The organism is Thermosynechococcus sp., from assembly GCF_025999095.1.
Taxonomy (GTDB): Bacteria; Cyanobacteriota; Cyanobacteriia; order Thermosynechococcales; family Thermosynechococcaceae; genus Thermosynechococcus.
The window spans coordinates 1,739,300-1,755,470 of sequence record NZ_AP024678.1; the positions used below are offsets into that span (position 1 = coordinate 1,739,300).

Genomic DNA, 16,171 nt, shown 5'->3' on the forward strand with positions numbered 1-16,171 from the left:
GTGGCAGTCCGGATGGCCATTGATCCCTATCGCCACCTGCTGCGGCCACTGCTTTTTGCTGGCTTGCAGGCGGATCCAGAATTTCTGCACCAGCAGTTTATCTCTCTCTGTGGGTGGCTCAATCAAGATCGTTCCCTGGGGGCTTGGCTGCGGCAACAACTCCAGCAACGGTATGCCCTTTCCGACCCGCGCCTAGAGCGGCAGGTGTGGGGATTGCGCTTTCCGAATCCCATTGGTTTGGCGGCGGGGTTTGATAAGAATGGGGTAGCAAGTAATGTCTGGGCGGCCTTTGGTTTTGGCTTTGCCGAATTGGGCACCGTCACGTGGCATCCACAGCCGGGCAATCCTCGGCCGCGCCTCTTTCGCCTCCCGGCTGATCGCGCTGCCCTCAATCGCATGGGGTTTAATAATGCTGGCGCAGAGGCCATGGCTGCCCTACTCGAGCGATCGCCCGCCCCAACGATTCCCATTGGCATTAACCTGGGTAAGTCAAAAATTACCCCCTTGGAAGCCGCAAAAGAGGATTACCTAGCCAGTTTCCGCCGCCTCCATCCCCTGGGGGATTATTTTGTGATCAATGTCAGTTCGCCCAACACGCCGGGGCTCCGGGACCTGCAAGCCAAGGAACAACTGGAACCCATTTTGGAGGCGCTACAAGCCGCCAATCACCCCCGCAAGCCTCTTCTCCTGAAAATTGCCCCCGATTTGAGTTGGGAGCAGATTGTTGTCATTTTGAGGCTAATTCAAGCCTATGAACTGGCCGGAATTGTAGCCACCAATACTACAGTGGCCCGGGAAGGGCTAAAAACCAAGATGATTCCTGCCACTCGGCGATCGCCCGCAGAGGAGGCCGGCGGTCTCAGTGGGGCGCCTCTACGACAGCGGGCCACCGCCGTGATTCGCTTTATCCACAAGCAGACCCAGGGCACTCTGCCGATTATTGGGGTGGGGGGAATTTTCACACCCGAGGATGTGATTGAAAAACTGGCGGCCGGTGCAACACTGGTGCAACTCTACACCGGTTGGATTTACCAAGGACCGAGCCTATTGCGGGAGCTACTCAAAGGACTCTTAGCCCACGCCGCCAATCCAGAGAAACCAGAGAAATAGCCTCTATACCCTTGTCAAGGGGAGCATTCTAATTGTTAACTTTTCTATAGTATTGTCCCTATATTTTACGAAAGTATAAAAATATGACCGTTTCGCCCGAGCAGATTGACCGCATTGTTTCCAACCGGCACCACGATCCCTTTGAAATTTTGGGATGTCATCAGATTCAGCAAAATGGCCAATCCGTGTGGGCGGTACGTGCCTACTTACCCAATGCCGAGCGGGTGAGTGTCCTCTGTCCGGAGCAGCGGCAAGAATATCCGATGACACCGGTGCACCACCCCCACTTTTTCGAGTGCCATATTCCTGTAGCAGAACTCAATAACTACCAATTGAAAATCTACGAAAATGGCCACGAGCGGGTGATCTATGACCCCTATGCCTTCCGCTCTCCAAAGCTGACGGATTTTGATGTCCATCTCTTTGCTGAGGGTAATCACCACCGCATCTATGAAAAACTGGGGGCACACCTGCTGACGGTGGATGGGGTGGAGGGGGTCTATTTTGCCGTGTGGGCCCCCAATGCCCGCAATGTCTCTGTCATTGGTAACTTTAACCACTGGGATGGCCGCAAACACCAAATGGCACGACGGGGCAATGGCATCTGGGAACTCTTTATCCCCGGCTTGGGTGTCGGTGAGCACTATAAATACGAAATTAAGAACCAAGAGGGCCACATCTACGAAAAGTCTGACCCCTATGGCTTCTACCAAGAACCGCGTCCCAAGACTGCTTCCATTGTCACCGACCTCAATAGCTACGAATGGGGTGACAACGACTGGCTGGAAAAACGGCGCCACACCGACCCCCTCACCCAACCGATTTCTGTCTATGAGGTGCACCTAGGATCGTGGCTCCATGCCTCCATGGAGGATCCCCCCATTGGTGCCGATGGTCAACCCCAAGAACCCGTACAGGTGGCAGAACTCAAGCCCTGGGCCCGCTTCCTCACCTATCGTGAATTGGCGGCCAAACTCATTCCCTACGTTAAGGAATTGGGCTATACCCACATTGAACTGTTGCCTATTGCTGAGCATCCCTTTGATGGGTCTTGGGGCTATCAGGTGACGGGCTACTATGCCCCCACCTCCCGCTATGGCAGCCCCCAAGACTTTATGTATTTCGTGGATCAGTGCCACCAAAACGGCATCGGCGTCATCGTCGACTGGGTACCGGGACACTTTCCCAAGGACGGCCATGGGCTAGCATTCTTTGATGGCACCCATCTGTACGAACATGCGGACCCGCGCAAGGGCGAACACAAGGAATGGGGCACCCTGGTCTTTAACTATGGCCGCCATGAGGTGCGCAATTTTCTGGTGGCCAATGCGCTCTTTTGGTTTGACAAGTACCATATTGACGGCATTCGCGTGGATGCCGTGGCCTCGATGCTCTATCTCGACTACGGCCGCAAGGAGGGCGAGTGGGTCCCCAATGAATATGGCGGCCGAGAAAATTTAGAGGCGGCCAACTTCCTGCGCCAAGTGAACCACGTGATCTTTAGTTACTTTCCGGGGATTCTCTCAATCGCCGAGGAGTCAACGGCTTGGCCGATGGTTTCTTGGCCCACCTACATGGGGGGATTGGGCTTTAACCTGAAGTGGAACATGGGCTGGATGCACGATATTCTTGACTACTTCAGCATGGATCCGTGGTTCCGCCAATTTCACCAAAACAATGTCACCTTCAGTATGTGGTACCACCACAGTGAAAACTTCATGCTGGCGCTCTCCCACGATGAGGTGGTCCACGGCAAGAGTCACATCATTGGCAAAATGCCCGGCGATCGCTGGCAGAAATTTGCGAACCTGCGCTGTTTGTTTGCCTATATGTTCACCCACCCCGGCAAAAAAACCATGTTTATGGGGATGGAGTTTGCCCAATGGAGCGAGTGGAATGTCTGGAGTGATTTAGAGTGGCACCTGCTGCAATACGAACCCCATCAGCAAACCAAACGCTTCTTTCAGGATCTGAATCACCTCTACCGTTCCCAACCGGCCCTCTATACCCAAGACTTCAAACAGGAGGGCTTTGAGTGGATTGACTGTAGTGACAATCGCCACAGCGTGGTTTCCTTCATCCGTTGGGACAAAGACTACCAAGATTTTGTGGTTGTTGTCTGCAACTTCACCCCCCAGCCCCATAGCCACTATCGCATCGGCGTACCCGAGCATGGCTTCTATAGGGAACTGTTTAACAGTGATGCCCGCGAGTACGGCGGCAGCAATATGGGCAACCTAGGGGGCAAGTGGGCCGATGAGTGGCCCTACCACAACCGCCGCTATTCCCTTGATTTGTGTTTGCCCCCCTTGGCAGTGCTGATTTTGAAACTGGACCGCGAGAAGACAGCGGCGGAGCGGGCCCGCTATAATCTTAGGTCCTAGGTCTTGAGAAGGCCCGCTTGGACTTGCCAAAGGTTGTAATAAACCCCCTGCTGAGCCAAGAGGGCTGCGTGGGTCCCCTGTTCCACAATTTCACCCCTTTCGAGAACGTAAATGCAGTCGGCGTGGCGAATGGTGGAGAGGCGGTGGGCAATGGCAATTGTGGTGCGATGGGCGGTAATATGGACGAGGGAGCGCTGGATGGCCGCTTCGGTTTCGTTATCCACGGCGGATGTGGCTTCATCGAGTACCAGGATCGGTGGATCTTTGAGAAGGGCGCGGGCGATCGCCAGCCGTTGCCGCTGACCGCCGGAGAGTTTTTGCCCGCGCTCCCCCACCACCGTATCGTAGCCCTGGGGCAGTTGCTCAATGAAATCATGGGCTTCAGCCAGTTTTGCTGCTTGGATCACCTCAGAAAGGGTTGCCCCCAGACTGCCATAGGCAATGTTTTCAAATACGGTGCCGTGGAAGAGAAAGACATCTTGACTCACCCAGCCAATGGCCCGGCGCAGGTCCCGCAGCCGATACTCGCGAATATCCACACCATCAAGGAGAATACGCCCCTGTTGGACTTCATAGAATCGCAGTAACAGCTTGACCAATGTACTTTTACCCGAACCGGTGGAGCCGACAATGGCAATTGTGCGACCGGCAGGAACATGGAAACTGACATTTTTCAGCACCGGTGCCCGGCCACTGTAGGCAAAGCTGACGCCTTCAAAGCGTACGTCCCCTTGAACATGGCGCGGCTCCAGGGGGCGATCGCCCGCACAAATCGCAATCGGCGTTTCTAGCAAATTCAGCACCCGCTGCGTTGAGGCCATGGCTCGCTGATACTGATCCAGGGTTTCCCCCAAACGGGTCAAGGGCCACAGCAGCCGTTGAATGAGATAGACCATCGTGCTGTAGGAGCCCACATCCAAGCGCCCCTGAAACGCAGCAAAGCCCCCCAAGACCAAGGTTCCAGTAAAGCCAAATAAAATCACAAAACGAATCAGAGGAATGTAGGCCGCACTGAGGCGAATGGCGCGACGATTACTCTGCCGGTAAGCGTCACTCTCCAAGCGCAGGCGTTGCAGTTCGTAGGCTTCCGCCGTAAAGCTCTTAATGGTTTGAATACCCGTAATGTTGTTGGCCAAGCGTTCATTGAGCAGTCCCGCCTTTTCCCGCACATCCGCATAGCGAGGAGCAAGTCGCCGCTGAAAGAGCACCGACCCCCAGAGAATCAAGGGCATGGGCAGCATGCCCCAGATGGCCACCTGGGGCGCTAAATAAAAGAAAATGCCGCCAATAACGACAACCGTCGTCGTCACTTGTAAAATTTCATTAGCACCACCATCTAAAAATCGCTCGAGTTGGTTAATGTCATCGTTGAGAATCGAAAGCAAAACACCGCTGCTGCGCTCCTCAAAAAACGCCAAGTCCATCTCCTGGACATGGGCATAGGTTTCGAGGCGCAAATCATGCTGAATCTGCTGGGCGAGGTTGCGCCAACTGCGGGCATAGGCATACTCAAAGAGCGACTCCAAGCTCCAAATCACAAACGATAGACCCGCTAAGGCCAAAAGCTGCTGCTCGAATGTCGCTAGTCCCCAGCGGGCAAGGAGGGAATCCTGCCGCTTCACCACCAAATCCACGGCAATGCCAATTAAGACCGGGGGAGCAAGGTCAAAAATTTTATTGAGCACAGAGCAGAGGGAGGCTTGCCAAACTTGGCCTTGGTAGCGTTGGCTGTGGTGCAGGAGTCGGAGCAGCGGCTGCAAGGGCTTTGACCTCCCCAAGGTGCTGGAGCATCACAGGCAAGCAGATGACTCGCCTAATTCTTAAGATAAACTAAAGAATTGTTCCCTTGGCTAGCAGTGTCTGCAGCTCTCCTACCGGCCTCTCAAACAGCGGCGTTGCCTGCTTCCTGAATCGGCACCCACTCCGTGTGGAAGGTTCCCGGCTGATCAATTCGCTCGTAGGTGTGGGCGCCAAAGAAGTCCCGCTGCGCTTGCGTCAGATTTTGCGGCAGGCGATCGCGCCGATAGCTATCGAAGTACTCCAACGACGCCCCAAAAGCCGGCACAGCAATTCCCGCACGGGTTGCCTCCACCAAAACCTCCCGCCACGCCGCCTGTTTATCAAGAACGCTCTGACGAAACTGCGGCGCCAGCAGCAAATTAGCCAGTCGCGGATTCTCGCTATAGGCCTGCTGAATCTTGCTCAAAAACCCAGCGCGAATAATGCAGCCCCCTTTCCAGATGCGGGCAATCTCACTCAGATTGAGTTGGTTTTCAAACAATTGCTGCGAGCCTTTGGCAATCAGAGCCATACCCTGGGCATAGGAGCAAACCTTTGAGCAGTAGAGGGCATCCCGAACTTTGTCAATGAACTCCTGGCAATTACCGCTAAACTGGGCCACCGGTCCGGGGAGGGCTGGGGCGGCTGCCAATCGTTCTGCCTTCATTGAGGACAGAATGCGAGCATTCACCGCCGCCGTAATTGTTGGGATTGCCACTCCCAATTCAAGGGCAGTAGCCACCGTCCAACGACCGGTTCCCTTTTGGCCCGCTGCATCTAGAATCACATCCACGAGGGGCAACTGGGTTTGCGGGTCAATGTAGGTGAAAATCTTGCTGGTAATTTCGATTAAAAACGAATTCAGTTCAGGGGTCTCGTTCCAGCCTTTGAAAACTTCATGGAGTTGTTGATGGTTGAGACCGAGGAGATTTTTCAGCAGATCATAGGCCTCGGCAATGAGTTGCATATCCCCATACTCAATGCCGTTATGCACCATCTTGACAAAGTGCCCCGCTCCTCCCGGCCCAATGTAGGTCACACAGGGGCCATCCTCCACTTGGGCGGCAATTTTGGTGAGGATGGGTTCCAGGGCCTGATAGGCCTCACGACTGCCCCCCGGCATCAGACTCGGACCATTGAGGGCCCCCTCCTCTCCACCACTGACCCCCATCCCAAAGAAGCACAGCCCCGCCGCCGCCATTTCTGCCACCCGCCGCTCCGTATCGGTGTAGAGCGAATTGCCACCGTCAATCAAAATGTCACCCGGCTCAAGAAGCGGCTTGAGTTGCTGAATCAAATCATCCACGGGCTTGCCTGCTTTGACCATTGCCAGAATCCGCCGCGGCCGTGAAAGGGAGGCGACAAATTCCTCAAGGGAATAGGTAGCCTGAAAACGACGGCCGGCAGCACGCTCAGCCATGAACGCCTGGGTGCGGGCGGGGGTGCGATTATAAACCGCCACCGAGAATCCATGGCGCTCCACATTGAGGGCAAGGTTTTCCCCCATGACGGCAAGGCCAATAACGCCAAAATCTTGCTGTGACATACATCCGTCCTGCAATGGCAAGGATCACTTCCACCATAGCGGCAAGCTCAGCAGGAGGAATGGAAGAAGGGATTAACTTTTAGGCCAATCCCACCAGTTTTTCGCTCAACTCCCAAAGACGCCGCGCTTTTTGCTCATCACGACCCTCTGCCGAAAGTTCTTGAACAAAGGCTTGGCGGCCTTCTTTTTGGCGATTCCCCCAGCTCCAATGCACCCCCGACTGGCGAAACTCTGGGTCTGCCACAACCATTGCTACCCGTTCCCCGGCTAGGTCTTGGCTGACATAACCACCCGTAATGTACTTCTGGAAGAGGGGGAAAAGCTTCTGAAAGAGGGGGAAGTGGTTGCGAAATAGGGGTGTGTCGGCCACACAACCGGGGTAAAGGGAATTAAACACAATTCCGGTGCTGTCGTGAAAGCGGCGATGCAGTTCCCGTGCCGTCAGCATATTGCAGAGCTTGCTGTCTTTGTAGGCCTTGCCCGACTTGAAGGGCTTGCCGTTAATCATGGCAATGGGCTTCTTGAAGCCCTTCTCAAAGCCCTCGAGGTTCCCCAGATCGGGGGGCGCCGGAATGGGGATTTTACCGCCGAGTTCTTTGCGGTTGGCTGTGACAGTACCGAGAATCACCACTCGCTTATCGCTTTCGGGAGAATTTTTCAAGTCTTCTAGTAGGAGGTTGATCAAAAGAAAATGCCCCAAGTGATTGGTGGCTACCGTTATTTCATAGCCATCCACACTGTAGATTGGTTCCTTGAGCAGCGGATAATAGACAGCAGCATTGCAGACAAGGGCACGTAAGGGGCGATTCAATGCCCGAAATGCTTCAACAAAGCCGCGCACACTGGCCAGGGAGGACAAGTCCAAATGCAAAATGCTGTAGGCCTGCGGCGGAATCTGCAAGTCTTTGGCGGCTTGCTCTGCTTTTTCAAGATTGCGGCAGGCCATAACAACGTGCCAGCCCCGATTGGCTAAGGCTTTGGTAGCATACAATCCGACTCCAGAGGATGCACCCGTAATAATGACCGTTGGGCGTGGCTGATCACTCATAGGTTCTGTGGTATCGCTGCGGTAACATCGCTATTAATCCTGCCATAGAAGCGATCGCTCCCTAGGAACACCCCCAGGGATCATTTACAGTTACTTAATAAATAGACTCGATAGTTAATCAAGTTTTGTATCTGGCTCACCTCCTGCCTATGTTCAAGATTAACCACACTCTATGAGAGCCCCCCAACCCCTGCCGCCGTGGCTGCGCAAGCCCCTGGGCACAGCCAGCGAGATCTCCACTGTGCAGCGCCTAGTGCGTCAGTACGGAATTCACACGATTTGTGAAGAGGGGCGCTGTCCCAATCGCGGTGAGTGTTACAGCCAAAAAACCGCCACCTTTTTACTTTTGGGTGCGACTTGTACCCGTGCCTGTGCCTTTTGCCAAGTGCAGAAGGGCCAAGCTCCCGCCGCCGTGGATCCAGAGGAGCCCGCCAAAATTGCCGCTGCTGTGGCCACCTTGGGATTGCGCTATGTGGTTTTAACCTCTGTGGCTCGCGATGACTTGCCAGATCAAGGGGCGGGTCAGTTTGTGGCGACGATGCACGCGATCCGCCAGCGCTGCCCACAGACGGAAATTGAGGTGCTCACTCCCGACTTTCGCATGGACCGGGGTCGGGTGCCGCAACGGGATTGCATTGCCCAAATTGTGGCGGCACGGCCTGCCTGCTACAACCACAACCTCGAAACAGTACGGCGCTTACAGGGGCCTGTGCGACGGGGGGCGACCTATGAGAGTTCACTGCGAGTCTTAGCCACTGTCAAAGAACTCAATCCTGATATACCCACAAAGTCGGGACTAATGTTGGGCTTAGGGGAAACAGAAGCAGAGATCATCGAGACCCTAAAGGATTTGCGCAGGGTGGGGTGCGATCGCCTGACTTTGGGACAATATCTGCCCCCTTCGTTGAGTCATTTACCTGTGGTCAAGTATTGGACACCTGAAGAATTTAACACCTTGGGGAACAGTGCACGGGAATTGGGCTTTTCCCACGTGCGATCGGGCCCCCTTGTACGCAGCTCCTACCATGCGGGTGAAGCAGGCTAAATTTTCAGTGTCAACAAATCAAAACAAAGTATTTGACAAATTGAAATGGAAGCCCTTAGGATCTATCGGAACTTGCATAATCGGCTTGCAGCAGATTTAAGCCGTATTGTGTAAGCTAAGTACTAGGGGCAGCAAAATGAGCTGATCGCTCTGCTGAACCCAAATGCTCGTGAGTGAGGAGTAACATCGTGAAAAAGACTTACCTGTTAGCGGGTAGCTTGAGCCTACTGAGTGTGGTTGCAGGGGCTAATATTGCTACCGCCAATGAGCCTGCCAGCTTTGAAAACCCGATTACTGCTGAACCACAAAATCTCCAAGTCTCTGAAGCGGTGCCTGCTGCCAACCCTATGGCAGACGCTTCTAGCACCGTTACCTCTGTTAGTGAGCTTCTTGCCAACGAAGAATCCATGGGGCAGGTCACCTCTGTTTCTCAGCTCTCTGATGTCCGCCCCACTGACTGGGCCTACCAAGCCTTGGCTTCGCTAGTAGAGAAGTATGGCTGTATTGCTGGTTACCCTGATGGCACCTTCCGAGGCAATCGTGCAGCCACCCGCTATGAGATGGCAGCAGCCTTGAACGCGTGCCTCGATGTGATTAGCGATCGCTTTGCCACCAAGGAGGACTTGGCCACTCTGCAAAAACTGATGGACGAGTTCAAAGCAGAGTTGGCGACCCTGCGCGGTCGGGTAGACAAGCTGGAAGCCCGCACGGCCCAGCTAGAGGCCCAGCAATTTTCCACAACCACAAAACTGACAGGAACGGCAGTGATGTCCGTTCAGTATGGTGGCCGCCCCAGTAGCCCGAATCCATCTATTGCTGGTAACGCTGTGGCTGCTCCTGGCCGAACAAATCCCACGGTCATTGCTGGGGTTTTGCTGAACCTGAATACCAGCTTCACGGGCACCGACCTACTGCAAACTACCCTCTCTACGGGCAATAACGGCCGCGATGCCATTAGCACCTATGGCTTGGGTCTCCAGCAAGCCACAACATTAGGTATTCCTGCTGATGTTTTCACAGCCCCACTGCCCTACTTTAGCCCGAGTCAATATTTCTGGTCTGGTATTGGTCCAGGCGTTAACCTATACCGCCTTGCCTATAGCTTTAAGCCCATTAAGGACATTACCATTACCGCCGGCCCTCAATTCTATCCCAGTGACATTATTGACACCAATAGCTGGGCAAACTCCCCCGCCAGTGACTTTGGGACCTACTTTTTCCTGAATAACCCCTTTATTGTCCCCTATGCCATGAACTTCCTAGGGGGAGCTGGTGCCGCCATCCAATGGAATCCCAAGGAAGGTCCCTTTACGGTGCGGGCATTGTATGTTGCCGCAGAGGCAGGACGGGCGGCAGCCGGGATTGCTCCCCCAAGCCCAGGGGGTGGCTTTGGTGGCGATCCCTTCCAAGCCTCGTTAGAGCTGGAGTATGCCAACAAATTTGGTGGTGGTAAAAACAGCTACGCCGTCAAACTTCAGGGCACCTACTCCAAGACCTACGGCATTGAGGCCCAAGCTGGCGGCATTAACTTTGAGCTCAACCTTGGTCGTTTGGGTATCTTTGGCCGCGCCGGGGTGGCAGGCATTCCTAATACTTACTTCCCACAGGTTTCGCCCCTACCCTTCTCCTTCTTCGGCTTGCCAGCGGCAGGTATGATGGCCTACAACTTCATGGCTGGCATTGGCTACAAAGACTTGCTGGTGCCGGGGTCAGTGTTAGCTGCTGCTGCGGGAGCACCCTTTATTAACAGTGCCCCCGCTGCTGGCGCCATCAACAATGCCAATCAAGTGAATGTGGAGGCCTTCTACAAATTCCCCATCAGTGATAACATCAGCATCACGCCCATCTTCACGGCCATCATTAACCCCAACAATACTAACGGTGGCGGCCTCATTTCCGGCCAGCCCATTCTTCAAGGGGTGATTCGCACCACCTTTACGTTCTAAGGCGGCGAAGTTTACCTTCAGCTCTTTCCCCTCTCCCCTATGGGGAGGGGCTTTTTTATGGGTTTTATTTTTTCCAGGGCTGTTTACTTGCCGTTGTCAAAGTCATTAACTTTTCTGAAGTCTTCTTTCATCTTTTGGCCAGCACTGGTTAAATATAATTTCATTATCCGGTAATCGTTGGCTGTTGCTGAAGCTCAGCAAGACCTCGGTGGACTTCGGCGAACGGAGATTGATCTAATGGCATCAGATTCTGGTTTGCGTGGCGGGGGAACATTGGAATCTACAGAAACACTTCAGCCTGAGGAATTGCTTCAGCAACTGAGTACCTCAGGGGGCACCGGTTGCTTTAAGGTCAGCGTTGAAGGCCAGCAGTGGTTTCTTTACTTTGATCGCGGGGATATTGTTTATGCTACCCATACCATTGAGCCGGGCGATCGCTTTGAACGACATTTGCGGCAACTGAGCTACAGCGTCCCTGCCCTGGATCGTCAATTGCGAGCCCAGGTACGCCAACAATGGGAGCAGGCCAATACCCCCACCCCTATTTATGAATATGAGAGTTTGCGCTGGTTGCTTACCGAAAAGATCATTACCCCAGCGCAGTTTTCCCAGTTGGTGGAGGGGTTCATTCTTGAAGTCCTGGAGTCCTTTCTCTATCTCAAACGGGGTCATCACCAGCTAGTGCCCTACATTGAGGTCCCAATTGTGAGTCGCTTTGAGGCCAACCGCCTGATTCAGGCCTGTAAGGGGCGAATTCAGGAGTGGTTGAGCCTTGGCCACAAAATTGTCTCGCCCTTTCAGCGCCCCTACTTTTTTAGTAGTGCCCAAGTGAACTTAACGCCTGAGCAGCAGCAACGTTTGGGCTCTCTATTGCGGGGCTTTAGCTTTCGCCACTTGGCAGTGCTGCTGAATCAAAATGAAGTGACGCTGGTGCGGAGCCTCTTGCCCTTAATTGATAAAGGAGCGGTGGTGGTTCGGGAACCCCAACATCCCTTTGACTTACTGCCCAATTTTGATCTCAGTTTGTGGCAGGAAACCACACCCGCTGTTGTTGAGGACAGTGGCGACACAGGGAGTGGCTTTTTTACCTCCCAAGTTGCGAATCGCACCTATCGCATTGTCTGCATCGACGATAGTCCAACGATCCTCAATGAAATGAAGCGGTTTTTAGCCGATGATGCCTTTGAGGTAATTGCCCTCAACGATTCCGTAAAAGCCCTGATGGAGGTGATGCGTCTCAACCCCGATCTCATTCTTTTGGATGTGGGGATGCCCAATATTGACGGTTATAAGTTTTGTAAAGTCATCCGCAACCATGAACGCCTGAGGTCAGTACCGGTAATTATGGTTACAGGTAACACAGGGCTCATTGACCGGGCAAAAGCCCGTCTTGTGGGGGCGACGGATTACATGACGAAGCCCTTTACCCAGGCAGAACTCTTGAAAATGGTGTTTCAATACTTGACCTAGGGGCAGGCAAGGGGTGGGGGATGGCAGTATATTGACAATGGTTAATTCTTTACAATGATTGATTCTTTACATTGAGATTGGGGAGATGACATGACGACGGTCTTAGTAGTGGAAGATACCCCTTCAGAAATGGCACTGATTACCTCGTTTCTCCAGGAGTCTGGCTATAGGGTGATTGCAGCCAGCGATGCCAAGGAGGCGCTGGAGAAAATAGCTCAATATAAGCCCGATGTGGTAGTTACGGATGTGGTGATGCCAGGGATGAGCGGCTTTGAACTCTGTCGCAGTCTCAAGAAAAACCCGGAAACGGAAAAGCTTCCCATTGTTGTCTGCACGTCCAAAAACCAAGAGCTAGACCGTCTTTGGGCAATGAAGCAGGGGGCCGATGCCTATGTAACCAAGCCCTTTAGCCGTGAGGATCTGGTGCGGGCGTTGAAGTCGGTGGTGCTGTAGCCATGCTGGCAGGGGTGCCTTGGGTGAACAGGGAGGAAGGGAGAGGCGATCGCTCCCAAGGAGCGCCCTACCTGCGCTTACTGGTGCACGAGCAGTGCACAGCACTGCTGCCGATGACTGAGATTCAGCAGGTGTTGGTGCTTCTACCGCAGCAACTCACGGCAATTCCCAATATGCCTGCCATGGTCATGGGCCTGCTCAACTTTCGTAACCGCATTGTCTGGGTGCTAGATTTAGCCCAGCTCCTGAACCTAGAGCCCCTGCCTTTAGAGAGGTCTCTAGTCACGATCGCCCTGTTGCAAACTCCCAAGGGAGATCTAGGATTGGCCCTGCGACAAGTACGGGGCATCGTCCGCCTTCCTCAGGAAGCAATTCAGTCGCCTGTGGGCACCGTGAATGCGGCGTTGGTTCCTTACCTCAAAGGCTGCTGTCATCTGGGGGCGGAGATACTATTTATCCTGGACGGGGCAGCGATTGCCGAGGGCGCGCTGAAAGCCATTGCCAAAGGGTCTGACGCCGGTGTGCCTGCTGTTGATGTTGGATAGGTTTGCTATTGATGATCTTAGGATGTGTCAACCATGACTAGTGCCAAGCCCCCTATTGATATTCCCCCCTTACCCCCCTCGGTATTGAATTACCAACTGCCTCCCCTAGAGGAGAAGAAAGCCACCACTAACGGTAAATCCCTTGGACAGCCGTTGCCGCCGCCCCCGCCACGCCGCAAATTTTGGGGGCTACGTCCAAAACTGATTACCAGTGCTCTTGCCCTAGCAACCCTGCCCATAATTGGCGTCGGCCTAGTGGCCAATCAGGTCGCCCGTCAACAGTTGATGCAGCAGGTCCTGGGACGCCAACAACAGCAGACAAGGTCTGCCGTCCTTTGGTTTAATCAGTATCTTGCTCAGAGGCAGGGGGATGCACAGGCTTTAGCCTCTGTTTTGACGAGTCGCTACAGCGGTGAAATGCAGCGGCGCGATCGCGCCCAACTACAAGCCCTCCTAGATCAATTTTTGGCGGCCTACACAGCCTACGACAGTGCGGGGATCATTGCCAATGATGGTCGCGGAACAGTGATTGCCCAATCCTCAGAGGGCAACCGGCTTGCCAACAATATTCTCCAAAATCAGGAGTACTTTAAGCTGGCCATCCAAACTCGCGGCCCCGTTTTAACCGTTGAGCCGACCCTATCGCTGCCGGATCGCCCCCTAGGCATGTTTGCGGCGGTGCCCCTCATTAATCGGCAAAATCAGCAAATTATGGCGGTGCTGCGATTGCGGATCCCCAGAAGCAGCATTCACGAAGCTCTTAACATTTATGAGCGGCAGAACGAGAATTTTTATCTTGTAGAGCCGCGGGGAACAATCTTTGCTTCCTCCGTCTTAGGGGTGCAAGGCAAACCCCTGGCGGAGGTCTTCCCCAAACTGGCTCAAGCGCAGAAAAATAGCCCAGCCGGTACGCTCCCAGAACAACCTGGTCCCGATGGCAAGGCTCAACTTCTCGCTTACAGCAGTATTTCACAACCCTTTAGCTCATTTGTTTTGACTCTCAACCAAGACTATGCCTTCAGACCGCTGCAAAACCTGACCTGGACGCTGGTATTAGGGTTGGGGGTCACAACAGTTGTGACGGGGGCACTTGTTATTTATCTGAGCGATCGCGGCATTCAACCACTGCTGCGGGCCACCAAGGCAGTGACAAAAATTGGTGCCGGAGATCTCCAGACCCGCTTACCGGTGGAGGGGGAGGATGAGTTGGCCACCCTGAGCCAGACCATCAATCAAATGGCAGAGCAGTTGGAGCAGTCCCTTGCGCAGACCCAACTGGCGGCCCGGCGCGCTGAGCAATTGCGCGATAGTATCTTGCGTTTAACTCAATGCAGCGATCGCCAGGAGATTCTCAATTGCCTGGTCAGTGATGGTCGCCAACTATTGGAGTGCGATCGCGTGATCTTCTATGAATTTGATGAGAACTATGTGGGCAAGGTTGTTGCGGAATCCGTGGGCGCAGGCTGGCCCCCAGCCCTCGAACAGGTCATTGATGACCCCTGTTTCCGGCAAAATTGGGTAGAAGCTTACACCAAGGGGCGGATACAAGCCACAACCGATATTTTCAATGCCGGTTTGACGGAGTGTCACCTCAAACAACTCGCTCCCCTCAAGGTGCGAGCCAACCTAGTTGTTCCCTTAGTCGTCAACCAAAAACTGGTAGGGCTATTAATTGCCCACCAGTGCAGCGGGCCACGCCAATGGCAAGCGCCTGAAATTGATGCCGTCGTCCAGTTAGTCAACCAAGCAGGATTGGTACTGGAGCGCAAGCAATTCCTTGAGCAGGTCACCGCTGCCCAAAAAGAAGCAGAACGCCTTGCTCAGGAGCAACAGCAGCGCACTGAGCGCATCCAAACGCAGTTAATCAACCTACTCACCGAAGTGGAGGCTGCTTCCCAGGGAGATTTAACGGTACGGGCAGACATCACTGCTGATGAAATTGGGACCGTGGCCGATATTTTCAACTCCCTCATTGAAAGTCTGCGGGATGTGGTCATGGAAGTGAAAGCCACCACAGAGAAAGTGAACACAGCCCTTTTGGCCGATGAGGCAGCCATGACAGAATTGGCCCAAGAATCACTGCGCCAAGCCAAGAAGGTGAAGCGGATGCTAGAAGCGGTGGAGGCAATGTCAATCTCCATTGAATCTGTGGCCAACAGCGCTAACGAGGCGGCAGCAGTGGCGCGCAAAGCCTCCGAGCGAGCAGTCACCAGTGGTGAAACGATGGATGCCACCGTTGAGAGTATCCTTCACCTGCGGGAAACCGTCGCAGAAACTGCCAAAAAGGTGAAGCGGTTGGGGGAAGCTTCACAGCAGATTTCCAAAGTGATCTCGCTCATTAACCAGATTGCCCTGCAAACTAACCTGTTGGCCATTAATGCCAGCATTGAAGCCGCCCGCGCGGGGGAAGAGGGCCGTGGCTTTGCTGTGGTGGCAGAGGAAGTCGGGGAATTGGCAGCGCGCTCAGCGGCAGCCACCCGCGAAATTGAGCAAATCGTCGAAACGATTCAGCAGGAAACCCAAGAAGTGGTCAGTGCCATGGAAACAGGGACAGCGCAGGTGGTCGAAGGCACTCGCTTTGTGGAAACGGCCAAGGACAACCTCAAGGAAATTGTGCAGGTGTCGCAGCACATTGATGAACTGGTGCAGTCCATTTCCCAAGCCACCGTTTCCCAGGCCCGCACAGCCAATACAGTAAATACCCTGATGCGCGATTTTGCCAAGGTCTCGGAGGAGATCTCCGCCACCTCCAAACAGATTTCTGAGTCTCTCCAAAGCACTGTGGATCGGGCTCAGGAGCTACAAAATTCTGTCAACATCTTTAAGGTGACTGCTCAGGGATAAC

Annotated in this window: 11 protein-coding genes; 8 read left to right on the top strand and 3 right to left on the bottom strand. The window is 53.9% G+C overall.

Annotated elements, in window-relative coordinates; all coding sequences use genetic code 11:
• Positions 1 to 18: 18 nt before the first annotated feature.
• Positions 19 to 1,110 (top strand): quinone-dependent dihydroorotate dehydrogenase, encoded by a 1,092-nt coding sequence (locus Q0W94_RS08545; RefSeq protein WP_315863118.1) that lies wholly within the window; start codon positions 19 to 21, stop codon positions 1,108 to 1,110.
• Positions 1,111 to 1,193: 83 nt separating this feature from the next.
• A complete protein-coding gene (glgB, locus tag Q0W94_RS08550) occupies positions 1,194 to 3,494 on the top strand; it encodes a 1,4-alpha-glucan branching enzyme (RefSeq protein WP_297757813.1) in 2,301 nt (766 codons plus the stop codon).
• On the opposite strand, the gene Q0W94_RS08555 is transcribed toward glgB, so the two are convergent.
• The 3 genes from Q0W94_RS08555 to Q0W94_RS08565 form a co-directional block, all read right to left on the bottom strand.
• Positions 3,491 to 5,254 (bottom strand): ABC transporter ATP-binding protein, encoded by a 1,764-nt coding sequence (locus Q0W94_RS08555; RefSeq protein WP_297757816.1) that lies wholly within the window; start codon positions 5,252 to 5,254, stop codon positions 3,491 to 3,493. The genes glgB and Q0W94_RS08555 overlap by 4 nt on opposite strands.
• Positions 5,255 to 5,376: 122 nt before the next feature.
• Positions 5,377 to 6,819, bottom strand: coding sequence for an NADP-dependent phosphogluconate dehydrogenase (gene gndA / locus Q0W94_RS08560; RefSeq protein WP_297757819.1), 1,443 nt, complete (start codon positions 6,817 to 6,819; stop codon positions 5,377 to 5,379).
• A gap of 79 nt (positions 6,820 to 6,898) precedes the next feature.
• On the bottom strand, positions 6,899 to 7,867 hold the full coding sequence (locus tag Q0W94_RS08565; protein ID WP_297757822.1) for a protochlorophyllide reductase: 969 nt from the start codon (positions 7,865 to 7,867) through the stop codon (positions 6,899 to 6,901).
• A 172-nt stretch (positions 7,868 to 8,039) separates the two neighbouring features.
• Here Q0W94_RS08565 and lipA point away from each other — a divergent pair, with 172 nt between their 5' ends.
• The 6 genes from lipA to Q0W94_RS08595 all read left to right on the top strand — a co-directional run bounded on the left by lipA (position 8,040) and on the right by Q0W94_RS08595 (position 16,170).
• The gene (gene lipA / locus Q0W94_RS08570; protein ID WP_297757825.1) at positions 8,040 to 8,912 is read left to right on the top strand and encodes a lipoyl synthase; all 873 of its coding nucleotides are present in this window, start codon (positions 8,040 to 8,042) and stop codon (positions 8,910 to 8,912) included.
• A gap of 188 nt (positions 8,913 to 9,100) precedes the next feature.
• Entirely contained in the window at positions 9,101 to 10,858 is a 1,758-nt protein-coding gene (locus tag Q0W94_RS08575; protein ID WP_297757828.1) for an iron uptake porin, read from the top strand.
• Between the two features lie 237 nt (positions 10,859 to 11,095).
• Positions 11,096 to 12,328 carry a response regulator gene (locus Q0W94_RS08580; RefSeq protein WP_297757831.1) on the top strand — a complete coding sequence of 411 codons (1,233 nt, stop codon included), beginning with the start codon at positions 11,096 to 11,098 and terminating at the stop codon, positions 12,326 to 12,328.
• 90 nt (positions 12,329 to 12,418) lie between these two features.
• On the top strand, positions 12,419 to 12,781 hold the full coding sequence (locus Q0W94_RS08585) for a PleD family two-component system response regulator (protein ID WP_297757834.1): 363 nt from the start codon (positions 12,419 to 12,421) through the stop codon (positions 12,779 to 12,781).
• 2 nt (positions 12,782 to 12,783) lie between these two features.
• Positions 12,784 to 13,326, top strand: coding sequence for a chemotaxis protein CheW (locus Q0W94_RS08590; protein ID WP_297757836.1), 543 nt, complete (start codon positions 12,784 to 12,786; stop codon positions 13,324 to 13,326).
• 33 nt (positions 13,327 to 13,359) lie between these two features.
• Positions 13,360 to 16,170: a methyl-accepting chemotaxis protein gene (locus tag Q0W94_RS08595; RefSeq protein WP_297757840.1), complete on the top strand. Its 2,811-nt coding sequence runs from the start codon at positions 13,360 to 13,362 to the stop codon at positions 16,168 to 16,170.
• Position 16,171 lies beyond the last annotated feature (1 nt).